24 protein-coding genes, 5 tRNA genes, 1 pseudogene and 1 riboswitch are annotated in these 25,977 nt (G+C 70.4%); of the genes and pseudogenes, 8 read left to right on the top strand and 22 right to left on the bottom strand.

All coding sequences use genetic code 11. The features are described 5' to 3' along the window. Nucleotides 1–134 precede the first annotated feature (134 nt). On the bottom strand, nucleotides 135–809 hold the full coding sequence (locus VKV26_11135) for a TlpA disulfide reductase family protein (GenBank protein ID HLZ70443.1): 675 nt from the start codon (nucleotides 807–809) through the stop codon (nucleotides 135–137). Nucleotides 810–1,048: 239 nt separating this feature from the next. On the opposite strand from VKV26_11135, the gene VKV26_11130 reads away from it, so the two are divergent. The 4 genes from VKV26_11130 to ggt all read left to right on the top strand — a co-directional run bounded on the left by VKV26_11130 (nucleotide 1,049) and on the right by ggt (nucleotide 6,267). Beyond that, a complete protein-coding gene (locus VKV26_11130) occupies nucleotides 1,049–2,266 on the top strand; it encodes a hypothetical protein (GenBank protein HLZ70442.1) in 1,218 nt (405 codons plus the stop codon). Between the two features lie 184 nt (nucleotides 2,267–2,450). Continuing rightward, nucleotides 2,451–2,945 carry an OB-fold domain-containing protein gene (locus tag VKV26_11125; GenBank protein HLZ70441.1) on the top strand — a complete coding sequence of 165 codons (495 nt, stop codon included), beginning with the start codon at nucleotides 2,451–2,453 and terminating at the stop codon, nucleotides 2,943–2,945. Between the two features lie 338 nt (nucleotides 2,946–3,283). Then, complete coding sequence (locus tag VKV26_11120) at nucleotides 3,284–4,486, top strand: MFS transporter (protein ID HLZ70440.1); 1,203 nt, start codon at nucleotides 3,284–3,286, stop codon at nucleotides 4,484–4,486. A 53-nt stretch (nucleotides 4,487–4,539) separates the two neighbouring features. Continuing rightward, nucleotides 4,540–6,267, top strand: a complete 1,728-nt coding sequence (gene ggt / locus VKV26_11115; GenBank protein HLZ70439.1) for a gamma-glutamyltransferase — start codon at nucleotides 4,540–4,542, stop codon at nucleotides 6,265–6,267. A 42-nt stretch (nucleotides 6,268–6,309) separates the two neighbouring features. On the opposite strand, the gene VKV26_11110 is transcribed toward ggt, so the two are convergent. From VKV26_11110 to VKV26_11030, 17 genes are all read right to left on the bottom strand, one after another. Then, nucleotides 6,310–6,564, bottom strand: coding sequence for a hypothetical protein (locus tag VKV26_11110; GenBank protein HLZ70438.1), 255 nt, complete (start codon nucleotides 6,562–6,564; stop codon nucleotides 6,310–6,312). A 177-nt stretch (nucleotides 6,565–6,741) separates the two neighbouring features. After that, on the bottom strand, nucleotides 6,742–7,131 hold the full coding sequence (locus VKV26_11105; protein ID HLZ70437.1) for a RidA family protein: 390 nt from the start codon (nucleotides 7,129–7,131) through the stop codon (nucleotides 6,742–6,744). A gap of 36 nt (nucleotides 7,132–7,167) precedes the next feature. Beyond that, a complete protein-coding gene (locus tag VKV26_11100; GenBank protein HLZ70436.1) occupies nucleotides 7,168–8,004 on the bottom strand; it encodes a PIG-L family deacetylase in 837 nt (278 codons plus the stop codon). Nucleotides 8,005–8,056: 52 nt separating this feature from the next. Next, nucleotides 8,057–8,512 carry a GerMN domain-containing protein gene (locus tag VKV26_11095; GenBank protein HLZ70435.1) on the bottom strand — a complete coding sequence of 152 codons (456 nt, stop codon included), beginning with the start codon at nucleotides 8,510–8,512 and terminating at the stop codon, nucleotides 8,057–8,059. A gap of 75 nt (nucleotides 8,513–8,587) precedes the next feature. Beyond that, nucleotides 8,588–9,658, bottom strand: coding sequence for a 23S rRNA (adenine(2503)-C(2))-methyltransferase RlmN (gene rlmN, locus VKV26_11090; GenBank protein HLZ70434.1), 1,071 nt, complete (start codon nucleotides 9,656–9,658; stop codon nucleotides 8,588–8,590). 53 nt (nucleotides 9,659–9,711) lie between these two features. Beyond that, a complete protein-coding gene (gene fmt / locus VKV26_11085) occupies nucleotides 9,712–10,692 on the bottom strand; it encodes a methionyl-tRNA formyltransferase (GenBank protein ID HLZ70433.1) in 981 nt (326 codons plus the stop codon). Beyond that, entirely contained in the window at nucleotides 10,689–11,516 is an 828-nt protein-coding gene (locus tag VKV26_11080; protein ID HLZ70432.1) for an SAM-dependent chlorinase/fluorinase, read from the bottom strand. Before VKV26_11080 ends, fmt begins: the two co-directional genes overlap by 4 nt. Continuing rightward, the gene (locus tag VKV26_11075) at nucleotides 11,516–13,189 is read right to left on the bottom strand and encodes a peptide ABC transporter substrate-binding protein (GenBank protein ID HLZ70431.1); all 1,674 of its coding nucleotides are present in this window, start codon (nucleotides 13,187–13,189) and stop codon (nucleotides 11,516–11,518) included. The genes VKV26_11080 and VKV26_11075 overlap by 1 nt, the downstream gene beginning before the upstream one ends. 34 nt (nucleotides 13,190–13,223) lie before the next feature. Beyond that, nucleotides 13,224–13,463: a preprotein translocase subunit SecG gene (gene secG, locus VKV26_11070; protein ID HLZ70430.1), complete on the bottom strand. Its 240-nt coding sequence runs from the start codon at nucleotides 13,461–13,463 to the stop codon at nucleotides 13,224–13,226. Nucleotides 13,464–13,494: 31 nt separating this feature from the next. Next, complete coding sequence (locus VKV26_11065) at nucleotides 13,495–14,799, bottom strand: gluconeogenesis factor YvcK family protein (GenBank protein ID HLZ70429.1); 1,305 nt, start codon at nucleotides 14,797–14,799, stop codon at nucleotides 13,495–13,497. Nucleotides 14,800–14,864: 65 nt separating this feature from the next. Continuing rightward, on the bottom strand, nucleotides 14,865–16,358 hold the full coding sequence (gene gatB, locus VKV26_11060; GenBank protein HLZ70428.1) for an Asp-tRNA(Asn)/Glu-tRNA(Gln) amidotransferase subunit GatB: 1,494 nt from the start codon (nucleotides 16,356–16,358) through the stop codon (nucleotides 14,865–14,867). Between the two features lie 58 nt (nucleotides 16,359–16,416). Further along, nucleotides 16,417–16,818 carry a hypothetical protein gene (locus VKV26_11055; protein ID HLZ70427.1) on the bottom strand — a complete coding sequence of 134 codons (402 nt, stop codon included), beginning with the start codon at nucleotides 16,816–16,818 and terminating at the stop codon, nucleotides 16,417–16,419. Nucleotides 16,819–17,017: 199 nt separating this feature from the next. After that, nucleotides 17,018–17,098, bottom strand: a tRNA-Leu gene (locus VKV26_11050). 58 nt (nucleotides 17,099–17,156) lie between these two features. Beyond that, a tRNA-Cys gene (locus tag VKV26_11045) sits at nucleotides 17,157–17,230 on the bottom strand. A gap of 28 nt (nucleotides 17,231–17,258) precedes the next feature. Next, a tRNA-Gly gene (locus VKV26_11040) sits at nucleotides 17,259–17,333 on the bottom strand. Nucleotides 17,334–17,367: 34 nt separating this feature from the next. After that, nucleotides 17,368–17,451 (bottom strand) — tRNA-Leu (locus VKV26_11035). A 28-nt stretch (nucleotides 17,452–17,479) separates the two neighbouring features. Further along, nucleotides 17,480–17,552 (bottom strand) — tRNA-Trp (locus VKV26_11030). 18 nt (nucleotides 17,553–17,570) lie between these two features. On the opposite strand from VKV26_11030, the gene VKV26_11025 reads away from it, so the two are divergent. From VKV26_11025 to VKV26_11010, 4 genes and pseudogenes are all read left to right on the top strand, one after another. Next, nucleotides 17,571–18,266, top strand: a complete 696-nt coding sequence (locus VKV26_11025; GenBank protein HLZ70426.1) for a uracil-DNA glycosylase family protein — start codon at nucleotides 17,571–17,573, stop codon at nucleotides 18,264–18,266. 48 nt (nucleotides 18,267–18,314) lie between these two features. After that, nucleotides 18,315–19,139, top strand: a complete 825-nt coding sequence (locus VKV26_11020) for a hypothetical protein (protein ID HLZ70425.1) — start codon at nucleotides 18,315–18,317, stop codon at nucleotides 19,137–19,139. Nucleotides 19,140–19,310: 171 nt separating this feature from the next. Beyond that, nucleotides 19,311–19,862 (top strand): HD domain-containing protein, encoded by a 552-nt coding sequence (locus VKV26_11015; GenBank protein HLZ70424.1) that lies wholly within the window; start codon nucleotides 19,311–19,313, stop codon nucleotides 19,860–19,862. Nucleotides 19,863–19,914: 52 nt separating this feature from the next. Further along, a pseudogene (locus VKV26_11010) lies at nucleotides 19,915–21,631 on the top strand (CocE/NonD family hydrolase). A 31-nt stretch (nucleotides 21,632–21,662) separates the two neighbouring features. Here VKV26_11010 and thiC read toward each other — a convergent pair. The 4 genes from thiC to VKV26_10990 form a co-directional block, all read right to left on the bottom strand. Then, nucleotides 21,663–23,447: a phosphomethylpyrimidine synthase ThiC gene (gene thiC / locus VKV26_11005; GenBank protein HLZ70423.1), complete on the bottom strand. Its 1,785-nt coding sequence runs from the start codon at nucleotides 23,445–23,447 to the stop codon at nucleotides 21,663–21,665. Between the two features lie 71 nt (nucleotides 23,448–23,518). Beyond that, nucleotides 23,519–23,633: riboswitch (TPP riboswitch) on the bottom strand. Between the two features lie 170 nt (nucleotides 23,634–23,803). Beyond that, the gene (gene pgeF, locus VKV26_11000; GenBank protein HLZ70422.1) at nucleotides 23,804–24,598 is read right to left on the bottom strand and encodes a peptidoglycan editing factor PgeF; all 795 of its coding nucleotides are present in this window, start codon (nucleotides 24,596–24,598) and stop codon (nucleotides 23,804–23,806) included. After that, nucleotides 24,598–25,590, bottom strand: coding sequence for an alpha/beta hydrolase (locus VKV26_10995; GenBank protein HLZ70421.1), 993 nt, complete (start codon nucleotides 25,588–25,590; stop codon nucleotides 24,598–24,600). Before VKV26_10995 ends, pgeF begins: the two co-directional genes overlap by 1 nt. Next, nucleotides 25,587–25,977, bottom strand: a 391-nt coding sequence (locus tag VKV26_10990; protein ID HLZ70420.1) for a helical backbone metal receptor, incomplete at its 5' end; no start/stop codon positions are given. The genes VKV26_10990 and VKV26_10995, both read right to left, overlap by 4 nt.

Here is a 25,977-nt window from a genome sequence, read left to right as displayed (position 1 = left end):
GCGGAGGGAACAGGGAACAGGGAATAGGGAATAGGCAAGGAAACGACAGGGCCAACGTTCCCCCTCGCCCAGGATTGGGAGAGGGGCCAGGGGTGAGGGCCCGCCCCGCGCATCAGCTGAACCAGGTCGCTCGCTCACTGCCCCAGTCCGCTCAGGTGCTGGTTGATGAAGTCTTCACTCATCGGCCCGTAGTGAATGTCCGTAACCACTCCCTTCGGGTCAAGCCAGAGGCTGGTGGGGAACTGCGTGCCGGCGCGGAACGTCTGCCCCACCTGGCCGGAGGTGTCGAGCGTGACCGGGAAGCTGATCTGGAAGGCATCGACCCACTTCTTCACCGTGGCCGGGTCTTCCTGCTCGTCGACCGAGACGACCTCGAAGCCATTGGCGTGGTTGGCATTGTAGGCCTTGACGATCTCCGGCATCTCTTCGCGGCAGGGGGCGCACCAGGTGGCCCAGAAGTTGATCAGCACCGTCTTGCCCTGCAGGTCGCTGAGCCGCACGCTCTTGCCGTCGAGCGTGTTCAGGCGGAAGTCCGGCGCGGCGCGGCCCTTCTCGGCGGAGGGTGGCTGGCCGGTGTGGTTGCGGCTCGCGTCCAGCGCCAGCACGCCGGTGCCCGATGCGGGCTTGGCGCCGCCGCCGTGGTCCTTCTGCAGATACCAGACCGCGCCGACGATCAGCGCCACCACGATCAGCGGCAGGCCCACGCTGCGCAGCGGGCCGGACCACTCCCGCCGCCGCTGCGGGCGCTCGTCGATCTCGCCCTCGCCGCCGTCGGAAGTGTGCTCAGCGGGCAGCCTCTCTTCGCTCATGGCAAGCCGTTCGCCTGCGAGGGGAGAACGGGGTGCGTCTCCCGGCTGGGACGCGAGCGTATCGCGCGCCGACATCGCCGCGCCCAGGGGTTCGGCGGCGACGCACTCAGTATAGGTAAGCCGCCGCGCTTGAGCGAATGGGCGGCGTCACATACGGCCCCGCGTCGACGCCGGCTGTGGTACAACCGTCAGTGCCGGCCTGCAGCAGCGCGGACGGCAACACGCCAGGAGAGCCGATCGTGAGCGATATGCGCGACCGCTACTGCATCGTCGGCGTGGGCGAGACGCCGTACACCCGCAACTCCGGCTGCACGACCCGCCAGCTCGCCGTCACCGCGCTGAAGAACGCGATGGACGACGCCGGCCTCGGCCCCGGCGAGATCGACGGCATGCTCAGCTATCACGGCGGCGACTCGACGACTTCGACCGCCGTGTCCGGCGATCTCGGCATCCGCCTCAACTTCTACATGGACTGCTCCGGCGGCGGCTCCAGCACCGAGGCGCTGATCGGCATCGCCCGCGGCGTGATCGAAGGCGGCATGTGCAACACGGTCGCCATCTTTCGCGCGATGAACGGCTACAGCGAAGTGCGCATCGGCGGCACCGGCGCCCGTGCCCGCGCCACCCCGCGCGAAAGCCAGTTGTTACGCATGCCCTACGGCTGGATGAGCGCCGGCCAGAACTTCGCCTTCACCTTCATGCGCCACATGATGGAGTACGGCACCACCAGCGAGCAGCTCGCCGCCGTCAAGGTCGCCGGCAGCAAGCACGCCAGCAACAATCCCAGGGCCTTCTACAAGCAGCGTGTGACGGTGGACGACGTGCTCAACTCGCGCTGGATCACCAAGCCGCTGCACCTGCTCGACTGCTGCGTCGAGACGGACAACGCCACCTGCATCATCGTGACCTCGGCCGAGCGGGCGCGCGACCTGCGCCAGCGGCCGGCGCATATCCTCGGCGTCGTCGGCCGCGTGAGCAAGCCGCGCGCCGACATGCACTATGTCCACGGCCCGATCACGCGCGTCGCCGGCTACTACGCCGCGCCGATGATCTTCAAGATGGCCGATGTCTCGCACGACGACATCGACGTGACCGGCTGCTACGACGCCTTCACCTTCACCACGATGCTGCAGATGGAAGAGTACGGCTTCTGTAAGAAGGGCGAGGGCGGCCCGTTCGTCGCCAGCGGCGCCCTGGAGCTGGGCAGCAAGCGGCCGAACAACACCAGCGGCGGCCACCTTTGCGAGGCGTACACGCACGGCATGAACCTGGTGATCGAGAACGTGCGCCAACTGCGCTGGCAGGCGGACGACTACTGCCCCAACTGGCGCAACGGCGAGCACACGTACGACTACTCGGAGGGCCACTGCCGCCAGGTGCGCGAGCCGAAGATCGCGATGAACATGGCCTGGGCCAACCCCGCCACCGGCAGCGCGTTAATCATGCGGCGGGGATAAACCGCTGGTAGGGGCCATCAGTGAACGGCCGGTCGCGGCGCCAGCCGCGAGCCGCCGAAGGCCAACCTTTCCCGACGCACCGCGCGGGCCCTTTTTGCGGAGCGGCCCCTCCCGCTTCCAATCAAACATTCCTCAATTCCCCCTCTCCAGCCCTGCTGGAGAGGGGGGCAGGGGGTGAGGCGACATGGCCGAGTACCGTGGCATGCAACTGCAGGTTGCGCCCAACGATCTGGAAAACCAGGGCTACTTCGACGCGGCACGCCGCCACCGCCTGGCGATGAAGGCCTGCGACTCCTGCAACCGCCTGCGCTGGGAGCCGGGGCCGGCCTGCCCCTGGTGCCAGAGTCTGAAATGGCACTGGCAGGAGGTGAGCGGCAAGGGCACGATCTACAGCTACCAGATCGTCTGCCAGGCGATTCAGCCCGGCTTCCGCGAGTGGGCGCCGTATCCGATCGTGCTGGTCGAGCTGGACGAGCAGCGCGGCGAGCCGACGCCGGACGAGGCGCTGCGCGTCGTCATGAACCTCGTCGACCCGAACTTCAACGCCGAAAAGCAAGAGAACGTCGCCATCGGCAAGCGCGTCGAGGTCACGTTCCTCGATCTCGAGGACATCACCCTGCCGCAGTGGCGCCTGGCCGCCGAACAGCCGGCGAGCGGCTTGTGGCAGTTCCCGCGCTGAGAGCACCTGAGCGCCCGCGTACGAGCGCACGGCACCTCGCCCTGCCCGCCGCGCTCGCCGGGGCGCTGCTCCTGGCGGCCTGCGGCGGCGGTTCGAACAAGGCCGGGCCGCGCATTCGGCCCCGGCTCGGCCGACGAGGCGCTGATCCGCCAGTTCATCGAGCGCAGCATGTGCGGCTACGACCCGCAGAACGCCTGCGGTCAGGACGCGCACGGCCTGCCAGCTCCTGCCGCGCGCTGACCCTCAGTGCACGGTTTCGCCCGCGACGCCAGGACTGGCTGCGCCGGTCAGGACCGCCGCGATGGCGCTCCCCGGCGCAGGGCCTCTAGCATGGGGCTATGTTTCCCTCGCAGATCCGGCGGCTGACCTGGGCTGGCTACTTCGGCTTCGTGCTGATCGGCGCCTACATCAGCGCAATCGGGCCGGGATTGCCCTCGATCGCCGCACGGGCACAGATGCCGCTGGCGCAGGCCGGCACCGTGCTCACCGCGATCTTCGCCGGCGGGCTGGTGATGTCGCCCGTGGCCGGCCGCGCGATGGACCGCCTGGGCCGCCGGCCGCTGCTGATCTTCGGCTGCGCGGTGCACGCCGGCGGCTGCCTCGGCCTGTCGCTCGCCCGATCGTGGCCGCAGGTGCTGGCGAGCGGCGTGCTGATGGGCGTCGGCGACAGTGTGCTCGTGGTCGGCTACCACGTGCTGCTGGCTGAGCTGTATCCGCACGAGGGCGGCGCGGCGCTGAACCGGCTCAATGTCTTCTTCGGCGTCGGCGCCTTGCTGGGTCCGGCGCTGGCCGCGGCCTCGCTCGGCCTTTTGGGCGACATCCGCTACGTCCTCTGGCTGGTGTCGGCCAGCCAGATCGGCGCCATCGCCGTGCTGCTCTCGCTCCGTGTGCCGGGGCGCGCGGCTCCGCCCGCGGTGCACGGCGGCGGGCTGGGCGGCGCTCTGCGGCGGCCGTTGTTCTGGTGGTTGGCGCTGCTGATCACGCTCTACGTTGCGCTTGAAGTGGGCCTCGGCAACTGGACGTTCACCTATCTGCATCGCGGCGGCGTGGGCGACACCGCGGCGTCGATCGTCACCTCGGGTTATTGGCTGGGCCTGATGCTCGGGCGGGCGCTCAGCCCGGCCGTGCTGAAGCGGCTGCGCGAGCCGGCGCTGCTGGCGGCGGTGTCGCTCGCCTCGCTGGCACTCTCGGCGCTGCTGTTCGCGGGGGCCGGCTGGCGCAGCGGCGGCGCCGTGGAGATCATGCTGCTGGGCCTCGCCTTCGGCCCGGTCTGGCCGCTCGCCTTCGCCGTCGCCACGCGCGAGTTCGCGGCGCAGGCGGGCGCCGTCTCGGGGCTGCTGGCAGCGGCCGGCTCGATCGGCGGCCTCGCCGGGCCGTGGCTGCTGGGGCTGCTGCTTGTGGAACACGGCGCCTACGCGGGCATGGTCCTCATCTGCGCGGCCAGCGCCGGCATGGCGGGCTGCGCCCTGCTGGCGTTGCGCGGCCTCAGCGTGACGCGCGCCCCGGCCCGGACGGCGGCGATCGCACACGGCGAATGGTAGACTGGCGCCGGCACCCCGCTGGCCGGAAAGCGTTGGGAACCGAGGAGCGCACAATGACCGCCACGCAGGACGTCCGCGCTACGCAGAGCACGACCAGCCGCGTCGTCACCCGCACGGAGGCGCGGGGCACGGGCGGCATGGTCACGGCCAAGCACGCCGCCGTAGCCGAGGCGGGCCTGCGCGTGCTGCGCGACGGCGGCAACGCGGTCGATGCCGCGGTCGCCATGTGCTTCGCCACCGGCGTAGCCGAGCCGATGATGAGCGGCCTCGGCGGCGGCGGCTTCATGACGGTGCGCCTGGCCGACGGCCGCGAGGCGGTGGTCGACTACCAGGTGCGGGCGCCGCTGGCCGCGCACGAGACAATGTACGAGTTGACGCCCGACTTCCACGCCGACGCGCAGGGCTTCGTCGGCGTGAAGGACGACGCGAACTACAGCGGCCCGCGCGCCGCCGCCGTGCCCGGCCTGGCGAGCGGCCTGGCGGCGGCGCGCGATCGCTTCGGCACGCGGCCGCTGGCGGCGCTGCTGGAGCCGGCGATCGCCCTGGCCGAAGAGGGCGTGGAGGTGGAGTGGCCGCTGACGCTCTCGCTTGCCGTCAACCTCAAGCTGCTGCAACGCTTCCCGGCGAGCGCGGCGATCTTCCTCGACGAGGGACGGCCCTGGGCGCCCGCAGCCGCCGCGCCCGTGCTGCTGCGCCAGCCGGAGCTGGCCGCGACGCTGCGCCGGATCGCCGCCGAGGGACCGGACGGCTTTTACCGCGGCCCGACGGCGCGGGCGATCACGGCCGAGATGGAACGGGCCAGCGGCCATATCTCCGAGGCCGACCTGGCACAGTACCAGGCGAAGGTCATCGAGCCGCTGACCGGCAGCTACCGCGGCGACCGCATCGTGGCGCTGCCGGGGCCGGCGAGCGGCGCCCTCCAGCTCGAAACGCTCAACATCCTCGAAGGCTGGCAGCTCGGCGCGCTCGGCTTCAACTCGGCGGAGACGCTGCACCTGACGATCGAGGCGATGCGCCGCAGCCACGCCGACCGTCTCGAATACCTCGGCGACCCCGAAGTGCGCGACGTGCCCTGGGCAGTGCTGACCGGCAAGCCGTACGCCGCCGTCCGCCGTACCACGATCGACGCGCGTCGCCACACGGAGGCCACGCCCGGCGACCTGCTCACCATCGCCGGAGCAGGCGCCGCCGTCGCGCCGGCCGGCAACCACGGACCCGAGGCGCATACCACGCACCTCTCGGCCGTGGACAGGCGGGGCAATGCCGTGGCGGTGACGCAGACGCTGACCTCGGCCTGGGGCTGCGGCGTCGCCGTGCCGGGCACCGGCGTGCTGCTGAACAACGCGATGACACTCTTCGACCCGCGGCCCGGCACGGCCAACTCGATCGCGCCGCGCAAACGGCCGGCATCGAGCATGGCGCACGCGATCGTTGTGCGCGACGGCGAAGTCGTGCTGGTGGCCGGGGCGCCGGGCGGGCGCCGCATCCTCGACACGGTGACGCAGGTGCTGCTCAGTGTGCTCGATCACGGCCGCGGCATCCAGGACGCGGTCTCCGGGCCGTTCATCGACAGCAGCGCGGCGGAGACGGGCATCGACGAGCGCGTCGATCCGGCGGTGATCGCGGAACTGGAGCGCCGCGGCCACCGCTTCGTCCTGCGCCGGGCCGACTTCCACCCCGGCCACTTCGCCCGGCCGGCGGGCATCACGCGCCAGCCGCACACGGGCGAGCTGCGCGGCGGCGCCGACCCCTACGCGCACGGTGTGGCCAGCGGCTTCTGAGGCGGCCGCGGGCAGGCGCCGGCTCGGCCGGAGGCGCGGGAATCAGCGCAGGTGCAGCTCGGCGCGAGCCGCCTGCCACGTATGCCCGCAGCGCGGACAGTGGAACTCCAGCTGGTCGATGTGCCGGCCGGAGGCGTCGCGCTTCCAGATGGTCCGCGCCGGGGCCACATGCGAATCGTCTGTCGGGCAGGCGGCGTACAGCTCATGGTGGAAGCCGTGCTCATCGGGAACGCTGAGCTGGCCCGTCTGCAGCGCCTCGGCGATGAGCTCCGCCTCGGGCTTCCGTGCGCTCATCATCGCGTTGCTCCCCCCTGCTCGACCGGGCGCGAACGCCGTTCGCGGCCAGAATGACCTTACGGCATCAGGACAGACGGATGCCGGCCTACGCGCGGCCGAGTGCCGGTATCTCACCACGCCGGGGAGCCGTGTCCATCCCTCGCGGTAGCTATTTCTGCGCTCATGGCCGCGGTCCCGTCACGCTTCGCCGACAACCGCCGTCGCCTCGATCTCGACCAGCCACTCGGGGTCGAGCAGGCGGCCGATCTCCAGCATCGTCGCGGCCGGGCGCACGGCGGCAAACGCTTCACCGTGGGCGCGGCCGACCGCCTGCCAGTCGGCGGCGTTGGTGAGAAACAGGCGCGTGCGCACAACATCGCTGAGCGAGCCGCCGAGTTCCGCCAGCGCCCGCTCGATGATCGCGAAGATCGCCTTCGCCTGCGCGTACGCGTCGCCGGGCGCGATCGTCGAGCCGTCGGGCGCGGTCGGCGCCGTGCCGGAGACCTCGATCACGTTGCCGATGCGCACGGCCCGACTGAAGCCGACCTGCGCCTCCAGCGGCCGGCCCGTGCCGTGGTTCCTGCGCATCGCCCTGTATCCTTCACCGGCCGCCACACACGGCCTTCAGGCGCCGCCTGAGCCGGCGGCCGGGACAAACTCGTGCTCGATCGGGTCACCGTCGTGCCAGTGCGGCACGACACGGTGGAAATACTCGACGCTGAGGAAGGCGCGGCGCAGCTCCGGCGAAAGGCGGTCGAATGGCATGTCCGGCGGCAGTTGCGTCGCGTGCTTGCGGCCCGATTCCACCTTCAGCTCTTCAAGGCCGGAAACGTCGATCTCGGTGGTGACGGAGAGGCGCGGCAGATCGCGCGCCGCCTCGCGTAGGTCGTCGCTGCCGAACTGAATGCCCTGGCTGCGCAGCTCGGCCTCCATCTGCTCGAACAGGTGCACCGGCAGCGCCATGTAGTACAGCGCCCGCGGCCCGTCCAGCCGCGCCGCCTCCCGCTGGAAGGCCGCGGTGGCGTGGCGATGCACCGCCAGGTGATCGGGATGGCCGTAGCCGCCGCTCGGATCCCAGGTGATCACCAGGCTCGGCCGCACATCGCGCATCTGCGCCGCGATCGCCTCGACGGCGGCGGCCGGGGCGGCGTTGCAGAGGGCGCGCGGGTCGGCGTTTTCCGGCGTGCCGGCCATGCCGGAGTCGCGGAAGTCGAGAAAGCGCACGTCCTCGACGCCGAGCACGGCGCAGGCCTCGCGCAGCTCGCGCTCGCGGACCTGGCCCAGCGTCTCCGGCGTCGCCAGCATCGGATCGCTGATTTCGCCCACTTCGCCGCGCGTGGCGCAGAGCAGGGTGACCGGCCAGCCTGCGCGGCGCAGGCGCGCCATGGTGCCGCCGATGCCGAAGGATTCGTCGTCGGGGTGCGCGATCACGACCAGCAGCCGTTGCATATCAGCCGGCATGATGCGGAACTCCAGTGCCTTGTGCCATGGTGCTGCATTCCGGAAGCGAGGCTCAGCGCAGCCCGTCGAGCGGCTGGCCGTTGAGCAGGATGGTGACGCTGTCGATCGTCTTGAACTGCGTCAGCGTCCAGGTGATCGCCATGGCCATGCGTCCCTGGGAAAGGTCGCCGAAGAAGCTGATGGGCTGCACGATGTCCACCGTGGCCACGCCGTTATCCAGCGCGATCGTGAAGACCTTGCCGTCGCTGATCGCGCCGGTGTCCACGTCGGGGAAGAAGCCGGCGGCAGCGATCTCCGGCGGCGGGCCTTTGAAGTACTGCTCCAGGGTGAAGGTGGCGATATCGGCGCGGTTGGAGAACATCAGCACCGGCGCCAGGCCAAGCGGGTTGTTCGGGTCGAACGGCGCGTTGACGTTGCCCCAGTAGACGATCACGTGCGCGGCGGCGCCGCCATCCGGCGCCTGCGCCAGGACCGGCGCGTTGCGGACCAGGGCCAGGCTCGTTATCAAAACAAGCAACAGGAGCAGGGGTGTGGCGCGTCGTCTCATCGTGCGAGGCATGGTATCCGGGCGGTTGGCAACCGGTCAAACGGCGGCGCGGCGGCCGCTCTGCTCGCCGCGCAGTTGACCGCAGGCCGCGGCGATCTCGACGCCCTTCTCCACACGCACGGTGACGTTGGCGCCGCCCTCGCGCAACACCCGCTCGAAGGCGAGCACACGCTGGCGCGAGGGGCGCCGCATGCGGCCGTTCGCCGTGGGATTCAACGGGATCAGGTTGACGTGGCACGGCCGGCCGCGCAGCAAGACGGCGAGATCTTTTGCCAGCGCCAGGCTGTCGTTCGTGCGGTCGATCAGCGCGTATTCGACGGAGTAGCGGCGGCCGGTCCCGACCGTGTACTCGTCAGCGGCGGCGAGGATCTCGGCGATCGAGGTACGCGCCGTGGGCACCAGCTCGTGCCGCAGGGCGTCGTCCGGGCTGTGCAGCGAAACGGCCAGCCCGATCTGCAGCCCTTCGGCCGCGAGGCGGCGCATCTGCGGCACCAGGCCGACGGTACTGACGGTGATGCGGCGCTGTCCGAGGGCGAAAGCCAGTGGATCGCTGAGGATACGCACCGCTCGCAGGGTCGCCGCGTAGTTCGCCAGCGGCTCGCCCATGCCCATGAAGACGATGTTGCTGAGGCGCTCGCCGCTGCTGTGCAGCTCGCGGGCGAAGTGCATCACCTGCTGTGCGATCTCTCTCGTCGCCAGGTTGCGCAGGAAGCCCTGCTGGCCCGTGGCGCAGAAGACGCAGCCCATCGCGCAGCCGGCCTGCGTCGAGACGCAAACCGTGGCGCGGGCGCGGCTCTGCTCTGTCGGGTCGTACTGCATCAGCACCGACTCGACCGACGTGCCGGCGTCGAGCTGCAGCAGCGCCTTGCGCGTGCTGCCGTCGCGCGAGTACTGCTCGGCGAGCACCGGCGCCGTCGCCAGCGGCAGCTCGACCGCGAGCCGGCCGCGCAGGCGCGCGGGCAGGTCCGTCATCTCCTCGTAGCCGCGGGCGAAGCGTTGATACACCCAGCGGCAGAGCTGGTCGGCGCGGTAGGCCGGCTCGCCAAGCTCCGCAAGGCGCTCGCGCAGATCGGCCGGCGTGAGGTCCCAGAACGCACGTGCTGTCATCGAACGGAGTGTATCAGCCGGTCTTCGCTTCGCTGCAAGCGCGCTGAATCGGCTCAGCCAAGCACGCTGCCGAGCAGCTCGCGCGCTCCGCGGGCGAACTCCGCCGCCGAGGCGGCGCCGCGGCCGGCGCGGCGCACGCGCAGCGGCGCCAGCAGGCCCGCGCCCGTGGCCACCGCGAACGCCGCCTGCCCGCGCTGCTCATCGCTAAGCGCGGCGTCCACCGGCAACGTCAGCACCGTACCCGGCGTGGCGCCCGGCGCGGTGTCTCCCAGCGGCCAGGCCTCCAGGATCTGCAGCGGCTCGCCGCGCAGGCGCGTGCTGCTCACCGGCCAGGGATAGTAGGCCCGCACCTCGCGCCAGAGCCGGAGCGCCGGCTTCGTCCAGTCGAGCGTGCCGTCTTCCTTGGCGATCGGCGGCGCCAGCGTCGCGTGCGACTCGTCCTGCGGCACGGCACGCAAATGACCGGCGATCCAGCCGGGCAGCGTCTCGATCAGCAGCTCGGCGCCGATGCGGCTCAGACGATCGGCCAGCGTGCCGGTGGTGTCGCCATCCAGCACGGGCGTGCTGCGCCGGCCGAGCACGGGGCCGGTGTCCATGCCCGGATCGATCTGCATGATCGAGACGCCGCTCTCGGCGTCGCCCGCCAGGATCGCCGCCGCCACGGCCGAAGCGCCGCGGTGCCGCGGCAAAAGCGAAGCGTGCACGTTGAGGCAGCCGAAGCGCGGCAGAGCGATCACCGCCGGCCGCAGGATCTGGCCGTAGGCGGCGACGACGATCAGGTCGGGCCGCAGCTGCTGCAACTGCTCGCGCGCCTCGGCGGTGCGCAGCCGCTCCGGCTGCAGCACCGTCAGGCCGTACTCCGCCGCCACCCGCTTCACCTCGGGCGCCACCAGGGCACGGCCGCGGCCGGCGGGCCGGTCGGGCTGCGCGTAGACCGCGACGATCGGGTAGCCGGCCTCGACCAGCGCCCGCAGCGCCGGCACGGCGAAGGCGGGCGAGCCCATGAAGATCGTGCGGATCTCGTGCGGGTTCATGGCGCCGGCACGCTCACTTCCAGGCCGACGCCGGCTGCGAGTGCGTCGGCGGCGCTGCCGTTGGGCAGGGCGATCTCAAGATAGCCTCCGCTGCCGATCAGCGCACACAGCTCGCGCTGGTCGCCGTAGGTGCGCACCAGCGGCAGACGCCGCCCCGCCGCCGCCACGGCGGCCACTCCCGACGGCAGATCGGCGGCGCGGATCGAGGTGATCAGGTTGCCGAAGCGATCGACGTGCACGACGACGCCACGCGGGCCGGCGGCGGTGCTCTGCGCCCGCGCCACGGGCAAATACCACACACGCTCCAGCTTCGGCCCCAGCTCGGCGAAGGGGAAGCCGGTGGCGAGCCAGGCGGCCGCCGGGCCGAAGATGTCCCGCCCGTGGAAGGTCGCGCTCGGCCCGCCGCGGATCACGCGATCGGAGCGAAGCTCCCGCGCCTCACAGCCGCCGGGTACGGATAGAAGGCGCGGTTCGACGCCGCCGGCTTCCTCTCCGCTCACCGCGCCGTCCAGCGCGGCGCTGAGCACACCGTTGTCCGGCCCCACCGCGTAACCCCGCGGCGTGCGCAGAGCAACGGCCGGACGCTCGGTGCCCACGCCGGGATCGACCACCGCGAGATGCACGGCGCCGTCGGCAAAGTACGGCCACGCCTGCCGCGCGAGGAAGACCGCTTCCGAGACGTTCTGTGGCGTCACCGCGTGCGTGACGTCAACGATCGCGCAGTTCGGGCAGATGCCGAGGATCACACCCTTTACCGTGCCTGCGTATGGATCGAGCAGGCCGAAATCGCTGAGGAAGCTGATCAGCGGGCGGGCCGGCGGCATCAGCGGCGCCGCGCGGCCAGCGACCACTCCTCGACGTCGGCGAAGCGGTCGGCGGTGCTGCTCAGCAGGCTCAGGTGAACGCCCGCGAGCGACTGCGGCACGGCGTAGACGTAGCGCGGGAAGAAGAGGATCACGGCCGGCACGTCCTGCCGGAACAAGTCGATGAAGGCGCCGTAGATCGCGGCGCGCTGGTCGGGGTCGGCCGTGAGGCGGGCGGCCTCGAGTAACTGGTCGGCGCGGGGGCTGGCGTAGTTGCTGAGGTTGCGCCCCTCTTCGCCGCGCTGCGAGCTGTGCCAGGCTGGGAAGGGGTCCGGGTCGGGGCCGGGATCCCAGCCGTAGAGCACGGCCTCGTACTTATGCGGCAGCAGCACGTTTTGCAGCAAGTCGCCTTCGGCCAGCGTTTGCACGCGCGCCTCGACGCCGATCGCACGCCACTCGCGCGCCAGCTCGTTGGCCAGCGCCGTGCGCTGCGAGTCGTTCGTCGTTTGCAGCGCGAAGCTAAGGGTGATCCCTTTCTGTTGCAGCACGCCGTCGGGGCCGGGTTGCCAGCCGGCCGCCTGCAGGAGGGCCCTGGCGCCGTTCACATCTGCCGTGCCGCTGGTGTCCGCCCCGGCCCAGGTGCCGGGCGGCAGCGGCGCGTCTGCCGGCGTCGCCTGCCCGTCCATGATCGCCTGCGTCAGGGTGTTGCGGTCGGTCGCCATGCTCAGGGCGCGGCGCACGACCGGATCCTGGAACTGGGCGCTGTTGAGGTTGAGGTAGACCAGGCTGTACGCCGGGCGCAGGCCGCCGATCAAGGTCTTACCCGACGCACGCAGGCGGTCGAGATCCTCGGGCAGCAACGGCGGCGGCAGCAGGCCGCTGTCGAGACGCTTCTGCTCGAGCGCCTGCAGCAGCGAGCCGCCGTCCGGCAGGAAGCGCAGCGCGATGCCTTTCAAGTACGGCGGCGCCAGGTAGTAGGCATCGTTGCGCCGCAGCTTCGCACCGCCGGCGGAGAGGGCGGTGAGCTTGAAAGGTCCGGTGCCGATCGGATGCTGGTTGAAAGGGTCGTTGATCAACTGCTGGGGTGTGTCACCGCCGAGGATGTGGCTCGGCAGGATGCCGGCGGAGCTGTAGGCGAGGAAGGGTGAAAACGAGGCGTCGAACTGGAAGGTCACGGTATACAGGTCGCGCACCTGCACGCGAGCGCGGCGCCAGACCTCAGCCATCGACGGATCGGCCTTCACACCCGGCGCGGAGAACGCCTGCTGCGTGAACAGTACGTCTTCGGCGGTGACGGGCTTGCCGTCCTGCCAGAGCACGTTGCGGCGCAGGACAAAGGTGAAGCTGGTGGCGTCGGTCGAAACCACCCAGCTTTCCGCCAGGTCGGGCTGCGGATTGCCGTCCGGACCTGGCCGCGTGAGGCCGGAGAAGACGAGCGCGGCGAGGTCGCGTTCGCTGGGACTGTCGGAGAAGAGCGGGTTGATCGTGCGCGGCGCCGGACCGACGACGCCTTCGGTCAGCGTGCCGCCTTCTGCGGGCAGGCTGCCGGAACGGGCGGCGGCGGCGGCGGTCCAGCCCGCCAGCAGCAGCGGCAGCCCGGCGACGAGCAGTGCCAGCGGCCAGACGCCCGGCCGGCGAAAGCGCTTCAACCAGGCCCAGGTGCTGATCGCTGCTTGCCGCCGGCTGGCGCTCACGCGGGTACCCCCGGACGACCGGGCCGCCGCGTCGCTACTGCGCGGCGCGCACGCTGAGGATCGAGACGCCCACGAAGATGATCACCAGCACGATCGTGAGCTGGAAGAGCGTCTTTTCCACGCCGCGCCGGGTACGGAAGACGGAGGTCGAGCCGCCAAGCCCGGCGCCGAAGCCGGAACCCTTGGCCTGCAACACCAGCACGATCGAGAGGGCGATCGCGACGACAAGCTGGGCGATGTTCAGTGTATGGAAAAGACTGAGCGCGAGGAGCATGCGCGGAAGCGTCCTTTGCCGGGTGCGGGGGCTAGTCCACGAGGACGGGGCTGCCGAACTCTTCGACCCTGGTCTCCCTGGTGGAATGGTACAGTTGCAGGATCGCGTGGGCAAGCTTGGTGTGGTCGTGCTTGTAGCGGTTCTCCTCGCTTATGACATCCATCTCCACGATGCGCGGGTCGCGCTCCTCGTCGGGCCGCAGCGCCACCGGCGCAGAGTGCCAGTCCGCCGGCAGGTCGTCCTGCACGTTGCTGTTGGCGATCACCAGGTCGAACAGATGCCGCCCGACGTGGTTTTCGAGGGCGCGGATGTGGTCGGAGACGCTGAAGTGGTCGGTCTCCCCGTGCTGCGTCGCCACGTTCGCCACGTAAATCTTGAGCGCGGGCGAGCGCTTGATCGCCTCTTGAATGCCGCGCACCAGCAGGTTGGGCAGGATACTGGTGTAGAGGCTGCCGGGACCGAACACGATCAGGTCGGCATCCAGGATCGCCGCGATCGCGTCGGGGTGGGCGGCGGCATCGGGCGGCTCGATGAAGACCTCGCGGATCGGCTTCTCGCTGTGGCCGATCGTCGATTCGCCGTAGATGCGATCGCCGTCCTTGGTGATGGCGGAGAGCGTCACGTCGGCCAGGGTGGAGGGCACGATCTGGCCGCTGGTGGCGAGCACGCGGCTGGTGGCGCGGATCGCCTCCTCGAAGCTGCCGGTGACGGCGCTCATCGCCACGATGAAGAGGTTGCCGAAGCTGTGGCCCTCCAAATCGCTGCCTTCGGAGAAGCGGTACTGGAAGAGGCTGCGCAGCAGCGGCTCGGTGTCGGAGAGGGCGGCGATGCAGTTGCGCACGTCGCCGGGCGGCAGCACGCCGAAGTCGCGCCGCAGGCGCCCAGAGCTGCCGCCGTCGTCCGCCACGGTGACGATCGCGGTGAGATGCGGCGAGACCTCTTTGAGGCCGCGCAGCAGGTTCGACAGCCCCGTGCCGCCGCCGATCGCGGCGATGCGCGGCCCCTTCGTGGGAAAGCGGTAGGCGTGCAGGCGGTCGACGAGGGAGCCGGACTCTTCGCTCTGATACGGCGCCAGCAACGCCATGCTCCAGCGCCATAGCCCGACGCCCAGGCAGGCGAAGGCGAGCACGATGAACAGGGCGCCGCGCCAGTAGCGCGGGATGAACTGCAACGTCAGGTAGTAGAAGGCGCCGGGAAAGCGGTAGCTCAGGTACGCCTCGCGCAGCACGTAGGCGATGCCGAGGCCCAGGATCGCCACGCCGATGACCTGCAGCGCCAGCCAGCGCTTGATATGCATGCCGGGCTTGAGCAGCTTCACGTACGGGGTGCCGCGCACCAGGCGCATCGTCGTCCGTCCAGTCCTCGCCGCAGTTCTCGGCCGGGGTGGGGCGGTTTCGTTGCTCAGCCCTCGTCCAGCAGCCGCTTGAGCGTCGCCTCCGCCAGCGCCGGGTCGGCGCGGCCCTTCGTTTCGCCCATCAGGCGCCCCTTCAAGGCGTTGATCGCCGCGGCTTTGCCGCTCCGGTAGTCGGCAACGGCCTTCGCGTTCGCCTCGATCACGCGGCGGGCGGCGGCGTCGATCGCCCCGGCGTCGCTGATGCGCGTCAGCCCCTTCGCCTCGACGATCGCGCGCGGCGAGCGTCCCTCGGCGAACGCCTCTTCGAAGACGTCCTTCGCCGCCTTGCCGGTGATCGTGCCGGACTCGATCAGGTCCACCAGCTCGGCCAACTGCTGCGGCGTCAGCTTCGCGTCCGCGATCTCGATGCCGCCGGCGTGCAGCAGCCGGGCGAAGTCGCCGTTCAGCCAGTTGGCGATGGCGCGGGCATGGGCGGCGCCGTTGGCGCCGGCAGCCTGCACAGCGGCCTCGTAGTAGTCGGCGCGGGCGCGGGTCTCGGTCAAAAGCTCGGCGTCGTAGGCGTGCAACCCGTACTGCTGCTCGAAGCGGGCGCGGCGGGCGTCGGGCAGCTCAGGCAGCTTCGCGCGGATGGTCGCGACCTCGGCGGCGGTGATGTTGAGCGGCGGCAGGTCTGGTTCGGGGAAGTAGCGGTAGTCGTGGGCAAACTCCTTGCTGCGCTGCGAAACGGTGCGCGCCTGGTCGTCCACCCAGCCGCGCGTCTCCTGGGCGATGCGCTCGCCGCGGTCGAGCATCTGCGACTGGCGCTTGATTTCGTACTCCAGCGCCCGCGCCACGGAGCGGAAGCTGTTCATGTTCTTGATCTCGACCTTGGCGCCAAGCTGCGGGTCGCCGAAGCGGCGCAGGCTGATGTTGGCGTCGCAGCGGAAGTTGCCCTCCTCCATGTTCGCCTTGCTCACGCCGATGTAGCGCAGGATCTGCTGCAGCTTGATCAGGTACTGCCGCGCCTCTTCGGACGAGCGCAGGTCGGGCTCGCCCACGATCTCCATCAGGGCGCAGCCGGCGCGGTTCACGTCGATCAGGCTGTAGCCGTCACCCTCGCCCCCAGTACCCGCGGCGCCGTCGAAGTGCTTCGAGGTCGCCGTGTCCTCTTCGAGGTGCACCCGCGTGATGCCGGGACGCTTCTCGCCCGCCTCGGTGCTGATCGTGAGGTAGCCGTTCAGGCAGAGCGGCATGTCGTACTGCGAGATCTGATAGCCCTTCATCAGGTCGGGGTAGGGATAGTTTTTGCGGTCGAACTTCGAGTGCTCCGGGACCGAGCAGTGCAGCGCCAGACCGGTCATGATCGTGTACTCGACGGCCTGGCGGTTGATCACGGGCAGCACGCCGGGCATACCCATGCAGATCGGGCAGACATGGCTGTTGGGCGCGGCGTGCGCGTACTCCGCGGAGCAGCCGCAGAACATCTTGCTGTGCGTGAGCAACTGGGCGTGCACCTCAAGGCCGATCACGACCTCGTAGGCGACTTCCGTGGCGGCGGTCATCGTAGCCTCACTCCTGTCAGCAGAAACGCGGATTCCGACGCGTGGTTGCACGCGTGCACTACTTCTCAGTGGATCGAGCGGCCGTCCCGCCGGCTTCGACTGCCTGCCGGAGCAACTGCGGCAGCTCGGCCATGAAGCGCGAGCGCGGCACCACGAGCGAGCAGCCCGCGGCTCGGCCCGCCGCGCCCAGCTCGCGCTGCACGTGCGGGAAAAAGCCGAGCACGAACAGGGCGGCGTCCAGGCGGCGCAGCGCCGCGACCGTCTCGGCCAGCGCCAGCCCGGGCGCGGCCAGGTCGATCACCGCGGCCACCGGCGCCGCCTCCGCGACGATCCCGGCCGCCGCCGCGGCCGATTCGGCCGTGCGCAGGCGGCAACCAAGCGCCACCGCGACGCCCTCGACACGCACGGCCAGCATCAGGTCCGGCGAGCAGAGCACGATCAGCGGTACAACTTCGGTCACGATCTAGCTCCGCGGACAACCGGCGGCTTGCCGTTCCGCGCACCATTGTAGACCGGAACGAACATCCGCCGGCGGGCCGCCTCACCCCGCAGAACGCGAGCGTTCGTCTCTGCGGGGAGTCTCCGTCTGCTCCGGGCGCACTGCGCCCCTCTGGAACCGTTGCGCTGCGCGCTGGCCCGCGGGAGGGGTGGACCGGAGGTACCCGGGGCGGGAGTCGAACCCGCATGCCTTGCGGCGACGGATTTTAAGTCCGCTGCGTCTGCCGTTCCGCCACCCGGGCGCGCCCGCCTCAAACACGACGAGGCGCCCCGTACAGAGCGCCTCGCAGACGGTGCGGTTGGAGGCGCCGACCGGATTCGAACCGGTGGTGGGGGTTTTGCAGACCCCTGCCTTACCACTTGGCGACGGCGCCGGGGAGGAAGCGTGCCGGGCGGACGATCTGGAGCGGAAGACGAGATTCGAACTCGCGACCCCCTCCTTGGCAAGGAGGTGCTCTACCACTGAGCCACTTCCGCAAAGCGCCGGCTCGCGCGAGCCGGCCGGTTCGGGTGCCGAGGAGGAGATTTGAACTCCTACGCCCGTAAGGGCACCACCCCCTCAAGATGGCGTGTCTGCCTATTCCACCACCTCGGCAGGCGGTCCGCGCACAACGCCGGTGCGGCAGGAGTGGAGGGACTCGAACCCCCGACCGGCGGTTTTGGAGACCGCTGCTCTACCGGCTGAGCTACACTCCTGTGTGCGGCCAGAAGCCTATGTTATCAGCAGCCCCATTCCCCGGCAACCCGAACGGGCCCGCGCCGGACGAGCGCGGAGGCGATGCGCCGGCCGCGGCGCGCGCGCAAGCGGCGTTCGAGGCGCTCGTGCAGGCGGCGCGGGCCTGCCGCGCCTGCCCGGCGATGGAAGGCCGCCGCCGCGTGCTTGGCCCGGCCAACGGCAGTCCGCCGGCGTGCGTGCTCTTCCTGGCCGAGGCGCCGGGCCGGCTTGGCGGCGAGCTGACCGGCGTGCCGCTCTCCGCCGACCAATCCGGCCGCCGTTTCGAGCGGTTGCTGCGCCTGGCCGGCCTGGCGCGGGCGGAGGTCTTCATCAGCAACGCGGCGCTCTGCAACCCCCAGGACGCACGCGGCCGCAACCGCCCGCCCGTGCGCGCCGAGCTGGCCAACTGCGCCGGCTGGCTGGCCGAGACACTGCGCGTCGTCGATCCAGCGGTGGTCGTCACACTCGGCGCCACGGCGCTGGCCGCGCTCGACCGGCTGGAGCCGCACGGCCGGGCGCTGCGCGGTTCCGTGGGCTGTCCCGCGCGCTGGGACGGGCGCTGGCTCTATCCGCTGTATCATCCCTCGCCGCGTGCCGGGCTCAGCCGGCCCTATGCAGAGCAGGACGAGGATTTTCGCCGGCTGGGCGCATGGCTGCGGCGCGCCGGGTTTGCCCGGCCGGGCGGCGCTGCGTAGCATGATTTGTGCAGCAGCGCACAAACCCGCTCGCTCCGCCTGGGCCGCATGAGCATCGATTCGCTGCCCTACATGGTGTTCCTCGTGCTGGTGGAGTTCACCGTCGGCGGCACGCTGGTGCTGTTCGCGGCGCACCTGCGCGGTCTGGTAACGCGCGGCTTCCTGAAGATGGGCGCGGCCACGGTGCTGGCGAGCGGACTGCTGGCCGTCTGGGTCGGTTTCAGCCTGGGCGGCCTCGCCGATGTGGGCGGCTACCCGCTGGATGATCGCTTGCTCAACCCGGCGCGGATCGCCCTGCTGCTGCTTGCCGGCCTGCTGGCGCCGTACACACTGTTGGTTTGGCAGGAGCGCGAGCCGGCCGGCAGGCTCTGCGGCGCGGCGGCGAGCGCCGTCTCGCTCGGTGCGCTGGGCATCTGTGCGGCCGTCTTCCGCCTGCCGGCCTGGGGCTACGCCGGCGTGCTGCTCAGCCTGCTGGCCGGCGCGCTCAGCCTGGGCGCGGTGACGATGGGCATGGTGCTGGGACACTGGTACCTGGTGACGCCGCGCCTGCCGGAGCAGCCATTGAACGAGCTGACGCTGGCGCTGATCGCCGTGCTGGCGGTGCAGGCCGTGATCGTGCTGGTGAACCTCGCCATTCCGGTGAAGCTGACGCCGGACAGCGCGGCGGGGCCGCTGATCCAGAACCCGGCGCTCTGGCTGCGGCTGGGTGTGGGGCTGGCCTTCCCGATCGTGCTGGCGGTGATGGCGTGGCGTTCGAGCGTGGTTCGCGGCATGATGTCGGCGACGGGGCTGCTGTACGTGGCGATGGGCGCCGTGCTGGCCGGCGAGGCGCTGGCCCGCGGCCTGCAGTTCGTCACGGCAATCCCGTTCTGAATTGGCTCTCACCCCCTCCCCTCGCCCACTCGTTGCACGATGAGCGAGGGGCGATCGGGCGGATCTGGTACGAGAGGGCGCCGGGTTAACCGAACACTGATCGGAACGCTGCATGTCGGATCGCCTCCTTCTCCCAGGATTGGGAGAAGGAGGAAGGGAGGATGAGGGCCGATGGACCGCAACCAGGCCTGGGAGCTGCTCTGCGAATACACCAAGACCGACCAGTTGCGCCGCCACGGCCTCTCGGTCGAGGCGGTGATGCGCGCCGCGGCGGTGAAGCACGGCGAAGACCCGGACCGCTGGGGCATCGTCGGCCTGCTGCACGACTTTGACTACGAGAGCTTCCCCGACCAGCACCCCACGGCCGGCAAGCCGATCCTCGAAGCGCACGGCTATCCGGCAGACATCGTGCGCGCGATCCAGTGCCACGCCGACTTTTTGGGCCTGACGCGCGAGACGCCGATGGAGAAGATGATCTTCGCCGTGGACGAGCTGACGGGCTTCATCATCGCCTGCACGCTGGTGAAGCCGACGAAGAGCCTCTCGGAGATCGAGCCGAAGAGCGTGCGCAAGAAGCTGAAGGACAAGGCCTTCGCCCGCGCCGTGCTGCGCGACGATATTTATAAGGGCGCCGACGAGCTGGGTGTCGATTTAGACGAGCAGATCGTGTTCGTCGCCGAAGCGCTGAAGCCGGTGGCAACGGAGATCGGCTTGAATCCATAGGGGATGGGCAGAGTCATGTGTAAGGCATGCCCAATTAGTCCACGGGGTGGCCATGCCCGCGACTGCCGCTGGATTTGCTTACGCCATCGACCGCCTGCGTCGAACTGTGCGGCCCCCGATTACCGTGACACCTTCACCGGCCGGCGTCCGCTTCCTCCGCGACGTGCCGATACCCATGCGAGACGGCACCATTCTGCGAGCCAACGTCTGTCGGCCGGCAACCGGCGGTCGCTATCCCGTCCTCATCTGCGCCCATCCCTACCGCAAGGATAACCTGCCGCACCGCTGGCGCTTCGGCTACAGGCTGCCGCTTCAGTACCGCCTCGTGCGGGTAAGCGGTTCGGTCACGCTATCGGCCTGGACCGGGTGGGGAGGCACCAGACCCGGCATTCTGGGTGCCGTGTGGCTATGTGGTCGTCAATGTAGACCTGCGGGGGTTCGGCCGTTCAGACGGTGAGGGCTCGCTCCTCTCCGACGCCGAGGCGCGGGATTACTACGAGATCGTCGAGTGGGCGGCGGCCCAGCCGTGGTCCAGCGGACGGGTCGGGCTGAACGGCGTCTCCTATCTCGCCCTCAGCCAGTGGATGGTCGCGGCGCTGCAGCCGCCCCACCTCTCAGCGATCTGCCCATGGGAGGGCTTCAGCGACGTGTACCGGGATTTTGCCCGCCCGGGCGGGATCCAGGAGGACGGCTTCTTCCCGCTCTGGAGCGCGCAGTCGTGGCGGTCTGGCCGGCTGCGCGACGATCCCCGCAGGGAGCAGCTCGCGCGGCCGCTCTGGGATCACTGGTGGGCCGCTCTCACGCCCGCGCTGGAGCGGATCGTGGTCCCCGCACTCATCTGCGCGAGCTTCTCGGACCACTGCCTCCATAGCCGCGGCTCGTTCGCCGCGTTTCAGCGCATCGCCTCGGCGCAGCGCTGGCTGTATACCCATCGTGGCGGCAAGTGGGCGACCTACTATTCGCCGGAGGCGCAGGCGTTTCAGCTCCGCTTCTTCGACCACTTTCTAAAGGGCGCAGAGAACGGCATGCGGGACGTGCCGCCCGTGCGATTAGAGGTGCGCGAGACCGGGAAGGCGGTGCACGCGGTTTGCGAGGAGCGCACTTGGCCGCTCCCCGCGACCCGGTGGACGCCGCTGCACCTGCACCCGGACGGCACGTTGCGGGAGCGACCGGCGGCGGCCGGCGCACGGCGCTTTGCGTCCCGTGGCGGTCGAGCCTCCTTTGCCTGGGCCGTCCCTTACGACCTCGAACTGACCGGACCGATGGCCCTGCGGCTCTGGGTGGAGTGCTGCGGCGCGTCGGACGCGCACCTCTTCGTCGGCGTGCGCAAGCTTCGTGGAGAGCGGGAGGTGGTCTTCGAAGGTTCCTACGGGTTCGACCACGACCTGGTGACCCGCGGGATGCTGAAAGTCTCGCACCGAGAGCTCGATGTGCAGCGGTCAACCCCGTGGCAGCCCGTGCACCGGCATGAGCGTGCCGAATCGTTGCAGGTCGGTCAGGTGGTACCGGTCGACATCGAGCTGTTGCCGTCGGCGACGCTCTTTCGGCGGGGCGAGACCTTGCGGCTGGATGTGCAAGGGGAAGCGTTCTTCCGCTGGAACCCGCTCGTGGGTCAGTTCCCGGCTCGCTACGAGCCGAGCTCCCGGAGCACCATCGTCTTGCATTGCGGCGGCCGCTACGAGGCACGGTTGCTGGTCCCCGCGGTACAACCCGAGGGAGCCGGCCCCGGAACCCCGGACGCGGGAGTGAGTGGAAGCGCGCCGCACTGAGTGGCGGGGCGCTCCGTAGCCTGGCAGCGGGTCAGGCCGGACGGTAGATCTTGCTGCCGCTGTCTCGGAACTCCTGCGCCTTCTCCGCCATGCCGACGGCCAGCACCTGGTCCTCGCTCAATCCCTTCTGCTGGGCGTACTCGCGCACGTCCTGGCTGATGCGCATCGCACAGAAATGCGGCCCGCACATCGAGCAGAAGTGCGCGACTTTGGCCGGCGCGGCGGGCAGGGTCTCGTCGTGCATGCTGGCCGCTGTTTCCGGGTCCAGCGAGAGGTTGAACTGGTCCTGCCAGCGGAACTCGAAGCGGGCCTTGGAGAGCGCGTCGTCGCGCTGCTGGGCGCCGGTATGCCCCTTCGCCAGGTCGGCGGCGTGGGCGGCGATCTTGTAGGTGATGACGCCGTCCTTGACGTCCTGCTTGTCCGGCAGCCCCAGGTGCTCCTTCGGCGTGACGTAGCAGAGCATCGCCGTGCCGTACCAGCCGATCATCGCCGCGCCGATGGCCGAAGTGATGTGATCGTAGCCGGGGGCGATATCCGTGGTCAGCGGCCCGAGCGTGTAAAACGGCGCCTCGTGGCAGACCTCGAGCTGCAGCTCCATGTTCTCCTTGATTTTGTGCATCGGCACGTGGCCCGGCCCCTCAATCATCACCTGCACGTCGTGCTGCCAGGCGATCTCGGTCAGCTCGCCCAGCGTGCGCAGCTCCGCAAACTGAGCCTCGTCGTTGGCGTCCGCCGTGCAGCCCGGACGCAGGCCGTCGCCCAGCGAAAAGGCGATGTCGTAGCGGCGCATGATCTCACAGATCTCTTCGAAATGGGTGTAGAGGAAGTTTTCCTGGTGGTGCGCCAGGCACCACGACGCCATGATCGAGCCGCCGCGCGAGACGATGCCCGTGATGCGCTTCGCCGTCAGCGGAATGTGCGCCAGCCGCACGCCGGCGTGGATGGTGAAGTAGTCCACGCCCTGCTCCGCCTGCTCGATGATGGTGTCGCGGTAGACCTCCCAGCTCAGGTCCTCGGCCTTGCCGTCCACCTTCTCCAGCGCCTGGTAGATGGGCACGGTGCCGATGGGCACGGGGCTGTTGCGCAGAATCCACTCGCGCGTGGTGTGGATGTTCTTGCCCGTGGAGAGGTCCATCACGGTGTCGGCGCCCCAGCGGGTCGCCCAGGTCATCTTCTCCACTTCCTCCTCGATGGACGAAGCGACCGCCGAATTGCCGATGTTGGCGTTGATCTTGACCAGGAAGTTGCGGCCGATGATCATCGGCTCGCTCTCGGGGTGGTTGACGTTCGACGGGATGATGGCGCGGCCGCGGGCCACCTCTTCGCGCACGAACTCCGCGGCCACGCCCTCGCGGATGGCGATGAACTGCATCTCGGGCGTGATCATGCCGCGCCGCGCATAGTGCAGTTGCGTGACGTTCTTGCCCGCGCGGGCGCGCAGCGGCTGCCGCCGCAGGCCGGGGAAGACCGCCAGATTCGCCCGCGGGTCGTCCGGACGCAGGCCGTTGTCTTGCGGCTGGACGTCGCGACCGGCATACGCCTCGACATCGCCGCGCTCCAGGATCCACGGTCGACGCAACGGCGGCAGCCCCTGGCGAACGTCCACCTGCACAGTCGGGTCGGTGTAGGGTCCGCTCGTGTCGTAGAGCTGGACCGGCGGATTCTCCTCGTCGCCGAAGCGGCCGGAGGTTGGGGCAAGCGCGACTTCGCGAACCGGCACCTGCAGGTCGGGGCGCGGACCGGAAAGATAGGTCTTGCGGCTGCCGGGGAAGGGAGCGGCGCCAGCGAGGCGTGGGTCGTCGGCCAGCTGTGTCATGAGTGTTCTCCTGGTGCACGGCACGGCGCCGGGAGAACCGCAAACCACCACCCGGCTGGATGGTGGTTGGAATAGTGTGCTGGCCATCGCTCCCTGCGCCGGCATTACCCGGGTCAGGTTCGAACGGTCGGCGGCGGTCTGGCCACCCTCTCAGCCCGGCGTGCCCGAGCTCCCGTGTCGCCTATTCAGTTGGTGGCTCGACCATAGCCCGCATCGCCGCCGCCGGTCAAGGGTGCACGGCGGCGGAATGGCTGGCGGAGTAGCGCATCGAGGAACGTCGCCCCCATGCCCGAGCGCACGATGTCGCTGCACCGATCGGGAGGCCAGAACCGCCGGGCGCAACCACGCCTCTGCCCTCAGTCCAACGAGGCAGCCACGAGCGCGCCGAAGCGGCCCGTCGGAACGCCTTCGCGGCGGTGCGAGTAGAAGAGGTCGAGGCGGCAGGCGGTGCAGAGGTCGGCGCAGTCGATGCCGGCCTCGGGCAGGCCGGCGGCAAGCAGCTGGGCGCGCAGGGCCGTTTCGAGCGAGAGATGCGGGCGTTCACCGTGCGAGCGGTCGACGATGCCGGCAGCGCGGCCGCTGGCCGCTGCCACCGCCTCGGCCACCTCTTCACCCACCTCGTAGCAGCAGACGCCGATCGCCGGGCCGATGCCGGCCACGAGCCGCTCTGGCCGGGAGCCGAACAGGCGCTGCATCGAGGCGACCGCCTCGCGTCCGACGCCCGCCGCGGCGCCGCGCCAGCCGGCGTGCACCACGGCCACGGCGCGCTGCGCCGGGTCAACGAGGACGATCGGGGCGCAGTCCGCGGCCTGCACCAGCAGCGGCACGCCCGGTGCACGCGTGGCCAGCATGTCGGCTTCGCAGAGCGGCACGCCCGGCTCGCCCGGCGCCTCTGCCAGCGCCGCCTGCACGCCGTGCACCTGCTTTACCGTTGCCGGGTGTGCCCCCGCAACAACGAGGTCCGCGGCCAGCCTCCGATTTTCCAGCACCGCCTCGCGCACATCGCCCACGGTCAGGCCGAGGTTGGCTGAGCTGTACGGCCCGCGGCTGACGCCGCCGAGACGCGTGGTAAGCGCGTGCCGCACGCCGGGTACGGCGTCGAGCAACGAGAAGCGCAGGCAAACCACACCCGCGCCGCGGTCGAGGCGCATCACTCGGCGCCGTTGCGCCGGGCGCCGCCGCTCAGCGATGCCTGCGCCTGGGCGGGCGCGCGGCCGAGATCGTGCAGGAAGTCGAGCAGCAGGCGGTTGCAGGCCTCCGGCTGCTCCTCCAGCGGCAGGTGGCCAGCCTGCTCCACGACTTCCAGCCGCGCGTGCGGGAGCTGTTCGGCCAGGCGGCGGCCGACCTTCAGATCGACCACGCGGTCGCCCTCGCCCCAGAGCAGCAGCGCGGGCGCCGCGATCTGCGACAGGTCCAGCCGCGCGTCCTTCGCCGCATCCCGCAGCACTTTGCGCACGGCGGCGGCGGAGCCCGGCAGCCGTGACGATCGCGCATAGCCTTCGACCACGTCGTCGGTGATGAACGCTGGGTCGAAGGCCGAACGTTGCGCGAACCAGCGCATCGCGCCATGCCGCGGCATCACCCAGGCCTGCCCCAGGCGGTACAAGCGGCGGCTGCCCCGCGGCGGCAGCCGCGGCGGCTCGGCGGCGGAGGTCGAGCTTACCAGCACCAGCCGCTCCACCAGCTCCGGGTGTTCGAGCGCCAGCCGCTGCGCCACGCCGCCGCCCAGCGAGTGCCCCAGCACCACCGCACGCTCGATGCCCTGCCGGCCCAGGAACTCGGCCAGCAGGCTCACCCAGTTGCTCGCCGAGTACTCGATCTGGGCGCCGCGGTCCGAGTAGCCGAAACCGGGGAGATCGACGGCCAGCACGCGAAACTGCGCCGCCAACGCCGGCATCGTGTGGCGGAAGGAGAAGGTTGAGCCGAGAAAGCCGGGAATCAGCAGGACGGGGAAGCCTTCGCCCTGCTCCTCGAAGTGCAGGGCAACGCCGCGCACCCAGAAGCGCTGACCGGGCAGTTCGGCCGTGTCGGCATCCAGCGTTTCGAAGCGGGCCAGCGCCCGCTGCGCCAGGCGATCGGCCAGCACGGCGCCCGCCCCCAGCGCCGCCAGGCCCGCGCCCGTCAGCAGCAGCTTCGTGTTCATCGGCGTCCTTCGGCGCTCGGGCCGGCGAGAGCGCCCGCGGGCTCGCCCTCGCCGCAAAGCAGCCCGGCAAACAGCCGCAGCGCGCCGGCGATGCGCGGCCCGTACCAGGTCAGCGCCTTGCCGTCGACGAGATGGACCCGCCCCCGCGCGACGGCGGGCACCGCGGCGTAGGGCGCGAAGTCGGCCAGGTGGCGGGCGGCGAAACGATAGGGCTCGTCCGGCAGGAGGATGACCTGTGGCGCCGCGGCCGGCAGCCCGGCAAGCTCGACGGAGAAGTAGTGCGCCGGACCCTCGTCTGGAAAGACGCTGACGCCACCGGCCAGCGCCAGCAGATCGGCCACGTACGTGTCGCGCCGCGCCACCATGTACGGCAGTCGCCAGATCGGG

The sequence above is a fragment of the Dehalococcoidia bacterium genome (genome assembly GCA_035310145.1).
Classification (GTDB): Bacteria; Chloroflexota; Dehalococcoidia; order CAUJGQ01; family CAUJGQ01; genus CALFMN01.
The sequence above is the reverse complement of the archived record's forward strand: the minus strand, read 5'-3'. Positions and strand labels throughout refer to the sequence as shown.

Bases quoted from the DNA above. Each gene is read 5' to 3' on its own strand.
- VKV26_11015 (HLZ70424.1), top strand. From the start codon at position 19,311: ATGGACCGCAACCAGGCCTGGGAGCTGCTCTGCGAATACACCAAGACC.
- fmt (HLZ70433.1), bottom strand. From the start codon at position 10,692: ATGAACCCGCACGAGATCCGCACGATCTTCATGGGCTCGCCCGCCTTC.
- VKV26_11105 (HLZ70437.1), bottom strand. From the start codon at position 7,131: ATGCGCAGGAACCACGGCACGGGCCGGCCGCTGGAGGCGCAGGTCGGC.
- thiC (HLZ70423.1), bottom strand. From the start codon at position 23,447: ATGACACAGCTGGCCGACGACCCACGCCTCGCTGGCGCCGCTCCCTTC.
- VKV26_11110 (HLZ70438.1), bottom strand. From the start codon at position 6,564: ATGATGAGCGCACGGAAGCCCGAGGCGGAGCTCATCGCCGAGGCGCTG.
- VKV26_11025 (HLZ70426.1), top strand. From the start codon at position 17,571: ATGTTATCAGCAGCCCCATTCCCCGGCAACCCGAACGGGCCCGCGCCG.
- secG (HLZ70430.1), bottom strand. From the start codon at position 13,463: ATGCTCCTCGCGCTCAGTCTTTTCCATACACTGAACATCGCCCAGCTT.
- VKV26_11020 (HLZ70425.1), top strand. From the start codon at position 18,315: ATGAGCATCGATTCGCTGCCCTACATGGTGTTCCTCGTGCTGGTGGAG.
- VKV26_10995 (HLZ70421.1), bottom strand. From the start codon at position 25,590: ATGAACACGAAGCTGCTGCTGACGGGCGCGGGCCTGGCGGCGCTGGGG.
- VKV26_11120 (HLZ70440.1), top strand. From the start codon at position 3,284: ATGTTTCCCTCGCAGATCCGGCGGCTGACCTGGGCTGGCTACTTCGGC.
- rlmN (HLZ70434.1), bottom strand. From the start codon at position 9,658: ATGACAGCACGTGCGTTCTGGGACCTCACGCCGGCCGATCTGCGCGAG.
- gatB (HLZ70428.1), bottom strand. From the start codon at position 16,358: ATGACCGCCGCCACGGAAGTCGCCTACGAGGTCGTGATCGGCCTTGAG.
- VKV26_11135 (HLZ70443.1), bottom strand. From the start codon at position 809: ATGAGCGAAGAGAGGCTGCCCGCTGAGCACACTTCCGACGGCGGCGAG.
- VKV26_11125 (HLZ70441.1), top strand. From the start codon at position 2,451: ATGGCCGAGTACCGTGGCATGCAACTGCAGGTTGCGCCCAACGATCTG.
- VKV26_11100 (HLZ70436.1), bottom strand. From the start codon at position 8,004: ATGCCGGCTGATATGCAACGGCTGCTGGTCGTGATCGCGCACCCCGAC.
- VKV26_11080 (HLZ70432.1), bottom strand. From the start codon at position 11,516: ATGCCGCCGGCCCGCCCGCTGATCAGCTTCCTCAGCGATTTCGGCCTG.
- ggt (HLZ70439.1), top strand. From the start codon at position 4,540: ATGACCGCCACGCAGGACGTCCGCGCTACGCAGAGCACGACCAGCCGC.
- pgeF (HLZ70422.1), bottom strand. From the start codon at position 24,598: ATGCGCCTCGACCGCGGCGCGGGTGTGGTTTGCCTGCGCTTCTCGTTG.